Raw genomic sequence first — 7,453 nt, forward strand, 5'->3', positions numbered from 1 at the left:
GTTTTTTCAAGGGGCTTCGCCACACACTTACAATCGCCTGTCAAGTTCTTTTTCCTCATTTGGGCAAAAAAAGAGCAGGCTATCTTTTTGATAACCTGCTCTTTTGCATTCTATTGAACTTACACCTTAACTTAATGACATTGGCCACGTGGCAGCCCTTCGTAGTTACGCTAACGGGCAGATTTGCGGAACAAAAATATTCCGTTTTTGATATATTCAGACCTATGTTGTATAAAAATAAAACAGATTTAACTAAATGAATTTTCGTAGTTTATAAATAAAGAGCTATCTGAAATACTCTGAGAGAGTGATAAAATCATGAAGACAGTAGGAACGGTAAAGATATATTTCCTGACTGCCGATGAAGGTGGTCAAAGTATTATTCCAGTTAGAAACTTCTCAACACCCATCATATTTGAAGAAGATAGGGAGTTAACAAATGGCTTATGGAGTGCAGTGATTGAATTTCACAAATCTCCAAATACTCAAAGAGATACAACTGCAGACTTGTATTTACTTTTCCATGAGAAAGAAGAGGCACCGAATCACTTAATCAAACCTGGAATGAAATTTGAATTAACGACAAATAGAGTGATAGCCAAAGGGATAATTGAAACATTAAAAAATTAAAAGGTCCTAGGGCGATGGGTCGATGAGAAATCTAAAATGTAATCTAAATTAGAAATTGTTGTTCAACTAACGAGGAACGATAGTTCGATGATGACACGACGTGAGCTGGCCAGATCGACCAGTTGACGTCTTATGTAGAGCGGAACTAAAATCTCTATAACTCGGCATCTTCCATATATTCGAAACATTATCCCACTTGGTTCCGTTACTTAAACTGTAAGTAATATGAGAACACATCGACTGGAGGACTTTCTATTAATTATTTGTACTTATTAGGTTTCTTCATCTTTTCTCTCATTACAGTTCTGTTATTTATTATATTTTGTTTCAAACTATTTGTTTTCTTTATCAAGAAGAAGCCATTTCCTAAAAAACTGATAATTGCAACTCTCCTAGGAATTGGTATCGTTTCAGCTCAAGTGATATACAATACATACTTTTTTACATTGGATAACCTTGAAGGTGAATTTTATAAAGGACCTGTGGAATCCCCAACCGGTAAATATACTGCTAATGCTTACTATAAAACTTATGGCGGTGCCGCTGGTGGAGTTAACTTATGGGTAGAAATTAATTATCATGATGATAACAAAATGAAGACTGTTTATCATAGTGATGCTAATAGAAACTTTTCTATAGAATGGAAAAATGAAAATACTATATCTATAGTAAATGAGGAGCCAGGGTACTCCAGTTCAAACAAAAGTGTTAAATTGAACGTTGAAAAAGAGACTTATTTCGATGGAGGTTTGGTTTGGAGGATAATAAACAATCAACATTAACAGAGCCTAAAAATAAAAATAAGCGTTACGCTAACTGGGAACAATAGTTGAATAAAGCAGCGGCTGTAAGGACTTAGTTTCACGTCCCTAGCAGCCGCTGTTTCTTTTATTGGTCTATAGAATTTAAAAAACAACTTGTGCTTTCGCTATCTGAATTTTATCACTTTCGCTTTAACCTGGTTACTAAAGATATGAAATTCAATACTCTTAAATGTAGCGTATTTTTCATGTTTCAACCAACAAGTCTACTAAGTGAAAGCGAAAGTGAATTCTCAAAATAAAATCTAACAGGAAATCGGGCTCACGCTTACCCGCAGTCATTTGAAAGCCCAGAGGGACCCATATAACGTGAGGATTCGAAGTTTTTCTGCTCAAACCAATGATAGTCATTAAGCTTACGGGCAATGGCAGAATAGTTCCAATATGTGTTAATCTTAATGTCTGAAGACCACAGCGACATCCTTCTCAAATGGATCTAATTATTAGAAATTGAACGCGCACATCTATTCAACATTTAGGAGTGATTTTGTAATGTATGGCTACATCGACCGCGAGGGCAATCAGGTGATCCCGCCTATATACGAGTATGCTACTTCTTTCAAAGATGGCATAGCTGCTGTTTTCCAGAACAATAAAACGAAGTTCATTTCAAAATCCGGCGAAACTTTGCTAGATACAGATTATTTTGGAGTAAAGAATTTTTCTTGCGGTCGTGCATTGTTTCAAAGTAACGGTAAATTTGGCTATCTAGATATACACGGTAAGGTTGTTATTCCTCCTAAGTTTGAACATGCTTATGATTTTTCGGAAGGATACGCTACCGTAGTTATACCTATTGGTATTACATCGGGGATTGCGTTCATTGATGTAAATGGGAATTTTATTAATGATCAGATATATAATAACTCCATGCACTTCACTGATGGTATCGTATCCGTACAGCACCCTTCTGGAAAGCACGGATGCATCAATGCAGCAGGCGAATACGTAATAGATCCTATATCCGAGGACTATATATCCTTCTCCGAAGGGCTTGCTCCAATTAGTATAAAAGGAAAGATCGGATATATTGACTGCAAAGGTCAAATCGTTATTCCACCACAGTTTGCTTATGCTGGTAATTTTCAAGAGGGCATGGCTGTAATCATTAAACGTAATAAATTTGGATTCATTAACAGATTAGGTGAAGTCATAGTCGAAACTAAATATAATGACGCGGAGAATTTTTTTGAGCAGTTGGCTCCGGTAAAATTAGGAAGGAATTGGGGGTACCTGAATCCAGACGGAGAATTTGCTATTGAACCAAAGTTTACAAGTGCATCATGTTTTAGCGAAAGCATCGCATTTGTTTATGAGAAGAAAAATATTACAATGCTGAAACGTAACATGGAGATGATAGAGCTAGGGGATCAGTACGAGAGGTTAGAGAGTTTTTCAGAAGGACTCAGCGTAGTTACATTACGAGAAAGAAGAAAAACATATCCTATCACTATTCATAGTACAGAAGTAACTTTCTACAAAAATTAACCATTGGGATTTGAAGTTGTTCAATGCATCGAGGAGCAGTTTGCTGAGGCAGCTGCTCCATTTCTTCATTAAGCTAACTGGCAGTATACTGCGACCGTGCAGAGTGCTATGGAACAGTCGCACAGACACTAGGAGCTGTCGGTTTGCATCCCCAAATGTGGTCTTAATGTTTTCAATTTCCGTATTTTCAGTAGGTGATTAGTAAATTAAGTTGAATTTATTAGAGGACGATCAACTAAGAGGGATGTGTTGTGAGATGAGTAGTTCGTATGATGTACATATTGGCAAATTAATCAGTGGGAGACGGGCTTTAGAAGGTGACGGGATATATCTTCTCTGCACCCCTGATAAGGAAATACTTGAGGTCGGTTCTTATGGACCTGATGACGGCATCTTTGTCAGCTCCAAAGACATGGAAGATGCGCTATACGATTTCTGCAAATCTGCTTTGGATGATTACATCGCAGACGGTCACAACCAGGATGTTTACACGTTTTCAATTTTTACAGATTCCTATCACGGTAGCTATGTGATTTACATCAATAATCTGGCGGTACTAAACCAAACTGTCGATGAAGCCTATGTCGATTACCAAAAACGATATCTCGAGAAAGGTTATGACCATTATAACCAAACCCGTGATCAGCTCTATTGTCAATTCAAATACGCCGAAGGCGACTACCCCTTTATGTACGAAGAAATGCCGCAACGTCTGCAGAAGTGGTTAAGTATCTTCTACTGCATCAGTGTAGAAGAGCCTAGATCACTGCGTATTGAACAATGTTTTATTTTTGAAAAGAAGATCGTCGACTCTCAGCTCTTCCTGATTGCAATCGATGTTATCCATCGCCTACAGGACGATCTCAATCGATTGGAACGGACCGATGACTTCATCGCATACGTATCTGCGGCTGATGGCGTCGGTGGCGACTATTTGACGGACAGCCAGCTGATACGGAGATGTGTGAGTGAAGATCAGATGTATAAGGCTATGCCCGAATTAAGGGAGAAGGATTTGGCATTTAAGGCAGCTGTAACGGCGGTACAAGAGAGGCCCATCCACGACCAGGTCCAACATTGGATATTAGTGATCGAACGGGGAGAATTCGGTGAGGGCAGCATGCGCAGCTTTTGGAAAACTGACTATGAAGCATATGAGCAGCTAGTTACGCTTGGATCTCCAGCTGTCCCTTACATTCAGGAGTATTTCAAGGACAATCTCAAGCCGGATACCAGGTTCATCCTTGAGGAAGTGTTGAAAGATGTAGGGGGGCACTCCTAACAGCATTTATACCCGACCTAAATAGGTCGCGTTCGAATATTTTTGCCTTTATTTAAGAATGAATAAAGATAATACGGATGCATTTAAAATGAGCGGCTCATCAAAAAATGACGGTACAAACAAACATATGCGTATAATCGCGAAATGATTTTGTTCGTGGATGCTGTTAAGCTATCGGGAAACTTTAGTTCAACAATAAGAGCAGTTTACCGTGGTAGCAGCTCCTTAAGCTAAAAGGCAGTTTTCTGCAACATCCTCATAGGGGTGATTTCGTGACAGAACTACAGATGCTTATACGAGAGATTTACGAGATACGGCAGTTAAACTGGCTGAATTACAACGAGCAAGAACAAGAAGCGTTAAATGAGAAGTTTAAGATCTTAAAGAATGATGTGGAAAACGCAATATCTATGGTAACTGAATCAAACGAATTGGAGAGAGTTATTGATTTTGAGCAAGAACAATTCTTTATGCCGATTGACACTATGTTTAAGGTTCATCAGAAACGTATCGAACTTTCACCCAAACAGCTACAATTATATGAACAATTCGCACGCTATTTGTTGTGGTATGGCCCTGACTGGGAAATTGAAGCAACTCAAATTTTGAAATACGTCGAAATTAAAGATTTTAACCAAGCTCATCACATCTCCAAAGGCATTACATATTAAACTAACGGGAGACGATAGCACAACAACTAGGGACCTGTCGCCGCGCGGTTGGGGAGTGATCGAAGACGGAGACTTTCAAAGAAAGAGCCTACGTATATTTATTGTATTGTGTTCTTCTAGATATTCGGAGCGCATCTTATACTCATCGTATTAAATGGTGGAATCCTGCATCTTGGGTCCAGGCTAAGTATAATGTGAATGAAATAAACAATATTGCCGATGTTTTTCATAACTTACCTGATTTGATTGTTAACAGACCAGATGAATTTGATGAAAAATGGTTTTGGGATTACTTAAGAAATCGAATTCCAGAGAAATATGAATTCTATAATAAAGTTTTCAATGAAAAGATAAATGAAATTGTTCGTTCAACTAACGGGAAACGTTAGTTCAATAGCACAAAACGACGAGCAGGCACTGCGGTAGCCTGCTCGTATTATTAAACTAACGGGCAGATTAACGAACTGCACAAATACCATAATTGGAAGGAGAAGATAAATTGAAACTTGTAAACAAAGCACTCCCTTTGTTTCTCTTGCTTTTACTCGCATTTCAAAGTACAGCATTAGGAGCAACGAAACTATCACCCCGTGATATTGTTGTAAACATTAATGGATCATTTATCAAAACGGACAGTAATCCTTATGTGGAAAAAGGAAGAGTTTTGGTTCCTATTCGGACTCTATCTTCATTAGGATTATCCTACACCTGGGACACGAAAAGTCGAACGGCTATAATAATGAATAAAGTTAAAGATGAAGTGAAAGTGACAGCCAATCAATTAATTGCCTATAAAAATGGAAAAGCCATCAAGCTCGATGTTCCAGCAGTTAATAATAACGGACGTATAATGGTTCCCATTCGTTTTATAACTGAGGCTTTCGAATTCAGTGTAACCTATGAAAAAAATAGAGTAATTTTATTTATAAACAGTAAGGATTTTAAGCTTGATGAGAATCTTATTACATCTGATGATCTAAATAAGGCTCGTCTTGCAGCAATTTCTTTACCAATTACCTTCTCTTTTACACCGTCTGCAGAAGCTGAAAAAAATGAACCAACTCCTTTTTACAGTTACAGCTTTCCACGTGGAGACGCATCACGTTATATTTATAGAACTGGACGTGCCAATACAGTCGTTGAGATTAAAGATGGAATAGCTAAGGCAGTTTGGCAGTTTCAATATGGAGATAAAACACCTATTATTCATTTAGCAGGCCAACAACTAACCAATACACTTGAAGAAATGCTCGATGTTTCATTTGAACATAGTATGTCTGGATCTAATACAGCAATGTTCTACTCAAATGGTTATGGACGTGATGAAGACCATCCGTTCGAAAGATTCACTTATAAAACAGATATGTACGGTGACATTATACAAACAATCCCAAAAGAATAAATCCATAATTCAATTTAGTACCACATCAAAGCCTGTTGAGAAACTTCAACAGGCTCTTGTTGTAATAATATCATTTTCCAATTCCCATTTTGAGCAGAAGCAAAGAACTCAATTTAATGAACATCCGTAAACGAGTAGATTCAGGCCATCCTGCATAAAAGTAAGCGTCAAACCTTAGCCACCTTCAGTCCCTGTTAAATATATGAGAAGATGAAAGCAACCGAAATTACAGGAGGTTGCCTCATGACAAATAAAGAACGACGTCGCCAGGATGGGCGAGACGAATCGAGGACTATAAGTGCAGCGCCAAAGGGCTCACCATCGAGCAGCTACTTTAAGTAAAGCTTGTAAGCATGCGTGGCTTGTTTAGATCCATCTGTACGACAAGCGATAGAGAGTAATGCTTGGGCTTTTCGATCGCCAGAATGCCGTTTCATAAGCGATTTCCAGCCTCGTAAGATATCTTGAGAATGTAATTCATCTAGTTCTTCGGGTGTAGGGAAAAGACGAAGAGTGGCCAGTGAGCCCGTACACATAATATTCTTGAAGACTTGTCGCAACTCAGGGAAAAAAATGTCGACCCATCGATGGATTTGATCGCAGGGCAGCCTTTTACTAACGGGCAGCATTCCTATTATGAAGAAATACGAGGTTTGAGAAATAAAAAGACTCCTTGGTATGATGTTAATGGTCCATAATGCTGGCTGGCTACTGGATCCAAATAAAAACCAAGGAGACTACAAGATGCATTCTACTCAAAATGAACGAATTAATCAAATCACTTCTTCTACTTTAATTGTCGGWGTCGACATYGCWAARTTCAAACATGTRGCYMGSGCACAAGACTACCGCGGAGTCGARYTCGGKAARYCSATYACGTTTGARAACAAYCGWGAAGGYTTYGAAWTRTTCRTTAGYTGGTTCCRAAAGATTGCGACTGAACAAGAGGTTCAGGACGTCATCGTTGGTATGGAACCGACCGGACACTACTGGCTGAACCTGGTCCATTWTCTAAAAGAACAGGACATTACGTGCGCTGTGGTTAATCCGCTGCACGTGAAGAAAAGCAAAGAATTGGATGATAATTCACCAACCAAGAACGACATTAAAGATGCTAAGGTCATCGCACAGCTCGTCAAAGACGGAAGATACGCCGTAC

At 38.7% G+C, this 7,453-nt stretch carries 9 protein-coding genes; all 9 read left to right on the top strand.

The annotated features are described in order from the left end of the window. Positions 1 to 260, top strand: a 260-nt coding sequence (locus tag AB4Z50_RS35665) for a hypothetical protein (RefSeq protein ID WP_441887209.1), incomplete at its 5' end; no start/stop codon positions are given. Positions 261 to 318: 58 nt separating this feature from the next. Continuing rightward, positions 319 to 630 (top strand): hypothetical protein, encoded by a 312-nt coding sequence (locus AB4Z50_RS35670; protein ID WP_441887211.1) that lies wholly within the window; start codon positions 319 to 321, stop codon positions 628 to 630. Between the two features lie 263 nt (positions 631 to 893). Then, positions 894 to 1,412 carry a DUF5412 family protein gene (locus tag AB4Z50_RS35675; protein ID WP_441887213.1) on the top strand — a complete coding sequence of 173 codons (519 nt, stop codon included), beginning with the start codon at positions 894 to 896 and terminating at the stop codon, positions 1,410 to 1,412. Positions 1,413 to 1,943: 531 nt separating this feature from the next. Next, a complete protein-coding gene (locus AB4Z50_RS35680) occupies positions 1,944 to 2,939 on the top strand; it encodes a WG repeat-containing protein (RefSeq protein WP_441887215.1) in 996 nt (331 codons plus the stop codon). 256 nt (positions 2,940 to 3,195) lie between these two features. After that, positions 3,196 to 4,221, top strand: a complete 1,026-nt coding sequence (locus tag AB4Z50_RS35685; protein WP_441887217.1) for a hypothetical protein — start codon at positions 3,196 to 3,198, stop codon at positions 4,219 to 4,221. Positions 4,222 to 4,493: 272 nt separating this feature from the next. Next, positions 4,494 to 4,892, top strand: coding sequence for a hypothetical protein (locus tag AB4Z50_RS35690; protein ID WP_441887219.1), 399 nt, complete (start codon positions 4,494 to 4,496; stop codon positions 4,890 to 4,892). Positions 4,893 to 5,086: 194 nt separating this feature from the next. Further along, positions 5,087 to 5,281, top strand: a complete 195-nt coding sequence (locus AB4Z50_RS35695) for a hypothetical protein (protein WP_441887221.1) — start codon at positions 5,087 to 5,089, stop codon at positions 5,279 to 5,281. A gap of 92 nt (positions 5,282 to 5,373) precedes the next feature. Beyond that, positions 5,374 to 6,294 carry a stalk domain-containing protein gene (locus AB4Z50_RS35700; protein ID WP_441887223.1) on the top strand — a complete coding sequence of 307 codons (921 nt, stop codon included), beginning with the start codon at positions 5,374 to 5,376 and terminating at the stop codon, positions 6,292 to 6,294. 744 nt (positions 6,295 to 7,038) lie between these two features. Then, positions 7,039 to 7,453: IS110 family transposase (locus AB4Z50_RS35705; protein WP_441887225.1), on the top strand; the 415-nt coding region annotated here is incomplete at its 3' end.

Origin of the sequence: Paenibacillus sp. 2TAB26 (assembly GCF_052115145.1) — a bacterium.
In the GTDB taxonomy this organism is placed as follows: Bacteria; Bacillota; Bacilli; order Paenibacillales; family Paenibacillaceae; genus Pristimantibacillus.

Bases quoted from the DNA above. Each gene is read 5' to 3' on its own strand.
- AB4Z50_RS35670 (WP_441887211.1), top strand. From the start codon at position 319: ATGAAGACAGTAGGAACGGTAAAGATATATTTCCTGACTGCCGATGAA.
- AB4Z50_RS35680 (WP_441887215.1), top strand. From the start codon at position 1,944: ATGTATGGCTACATCGACCGCGAGGGCAATCAGGTGATCCCGCCTATA.
- AB4Z50_RS35685 (WP_441887217.1), top strand. From the start codon at position 3,196: ATGAGTAGTTCGTATGATGTACATATTGGCAAATTAATCAGTGGGAGA.